Source organism: Cereibacter changlensis JA139 (assembly GCF_003034985.1).
Taxonomy (GTDB): Bacteria; Pseudomonadota; Alphaproteobacteria; order Rhodobacterales; family Rhodobacteraceae; genus Cereibacter; species Cereibacter changlensis.
The window spans coordinates 1-2021 of the sequence record NZ_PZKG01000296.1 but is presented as its reverse complement, the minus strand read 5'-3'; the positions used below and the strand labels follow the sequence as shown (position 1 = coordinate 2021).

The 2021-nt window shown below is 63.2% G+C and carries 1 protein-coding gene and 1 pseudogene; both read left to right on the top strand.

The window, feature by feature from the left end; genetic code table 11:
• A partial coding sequence (locus C5F48_RS23395) for a M48 family metalloprotease (protein ID WP_146170743.1) occupies positions 1–545 on the top strand: 545 nt, incomplete at its 5' end.
• Positions 546–1424: 879 nt separating this feature from the next.
• Positions 1425–2021, top strand: a pseudogene (locus C5F48_RS23390) (YfcC family protein); the annotation flags it as partial.

The following is a 2021-nucleotide window of genomic DNA, read 5'->3' as shown; positions in this document are numbered from 1 at the left end:
TGGCCGGGGTTCTGGCGCATGAGGTGGCCCATGTCTTGCACCGCGACCTGTGGCTGATGGGGCTGGCCGACGCGATGTCGCGCGCGGTGTCACTGGCCAGCTTGGTGGGGCAGATGCTGCTGCTGATCAACCTGCCGCTGCTGCTTGCGGGCGTGGCGACGATCCCCTGGGCGCTGCCGCTGATACTCGCCTTCTCGCCGACGATCATGGCGCTGTTGCAACTCGCGCTGTCGCGCCAGCGAGAATACGACGCCGACCGCGCGGGGGCGGAGTTGACGAGCGACCCCGCGGGCCTGGCCGCGGCGCTGTTGAAGCTGGAACGCGTCACCGGGCGCTTCTGGGAAGAAATGGTCCTCCCCGGCCGCCGCATCCCCGACCCCTCGCTGCTTCGGACGCATCCGCCCACCAAAAACCGCGTCGCCCGCCTTCGCGCCCTAAACCCGTGGCCGAATGAAGGCGAGCCTGATCCCGCGACGATGCGCCTGCCTTCAGGCGCGGCCCAGCCAATGAAACCGCGCTTCCACCTCTCCGGCCTGTGGTTTTAAGCGGCCCGACGCCGAATGCTGAGGATACAACCGTGCCGCCGATGGCCAAGGGCGGCATCCAGACGGCGTAATGGGGCAAGACCAGGTTCGGGATTGTCGGATGGCCGGCGAACCGCTCTTGGCGATCTTATTGGCCGCTCTCCAGCAAAAATCCGCTCACCGCCAATTGGCCCTCTGTTCAGCATTAGCTGCCCCAGACGTGCGGCAGCCCGGAAGGCGGTGCATGGCATTTCCAAAAACAGTTGTTTTACAAAGACATGGATATTGATGAAGGAGGCGACGAGTGCTCGCCGGCGCTGTCCCTTTTGATCGGATCACGGCAGCTTGAGCCGAAACCGCCTTGGTGTCTGGCCAAACTAGGTAAGCGCAGTTCTATCTTGAGGTTGCCGAATTCTTAATTTTCTGCATAATGCTTCCACATACCCCTCCTAGACTTGACGATCCGAGCGATTCTTTAAGAGGGTTGAAGACATGCTCCAGCATTTTACAGGAGTTCTCACCTCACCATTACGCGATTGCGATGAAATCGCCGCACTCAGGTGTTGGGATTGTGGAGCCGGCCAACAGAGAGGGCGCCGGAGCGGCCTTTCATCTTTGGGATCATTTGCGCCCATCCAGACAGCAGGGTGAAACTTTACCGCCGATCGTTTGTCATGAGAACCGAGCCCGCATGATCGCGGCAAGGCGGCGCGACTTGAGGCGGCCCCGCGCCCGGAAACTCTGATCACCGCGTGGTGATGGCCAATCTCGGGAGTGAGATCGGCCGACGTTCGATGGAAGCGGGGACGTAGGCGGAGCGGAATCGACGGATAGAAACGGCGCGCCGCGGCGGCTTGGTCGGGGCGCTGGAGGGATGCACGCCGCGGAAAAGGTGCAGCGATGAATAAATTCCCGACTGCCTTCACCATACTATTCGCATTGATCGTCGTGGTCGCCGTGCTGACCTGGGTCATTCCGGCAGGCCAGTACAAACGCGCGTTCAGCACAGCGCTGGGGCGCGACGCGCCGGTGCCCGGCACATTCGTCGAGGTCGAACCAAGCCCGCAGGGCCCGCTCGCGGTGCTGATGGCGCCGATCGCCGGGCTCTACGACCCCGCCACAGGCATGGCGAACGCCATCGACGTCGCGGTTTTCGTGCTGGTCATCGGCGGCTTCCTCGCGGTGGTTACCAGGACCGGTGCGATTGACGCCGGCATCGGCGGGCTCCTGAAAGCGCTCAAGGGCCGTGAGATCTGGATGATCCCGATCCTGATGACCGCGTTTGCGGCAGGCGGCACCAGCTACGGCATGGCGGAGGAGAGCCTGGCGTTCTATTCGATCGTGCTGCCCGTGTTCCTGCGAGCCGGCTACGATACCCTTACCGGCGTCTCGGTGATCCTGCTCGGCTGCGGGATCGGAACCCTGGGCTCGACCTTCAATGCCTTCGCCACCGTGATCGCCTCGGACGCCGCAGGCGTTCCCTTTACGGACGGGCTA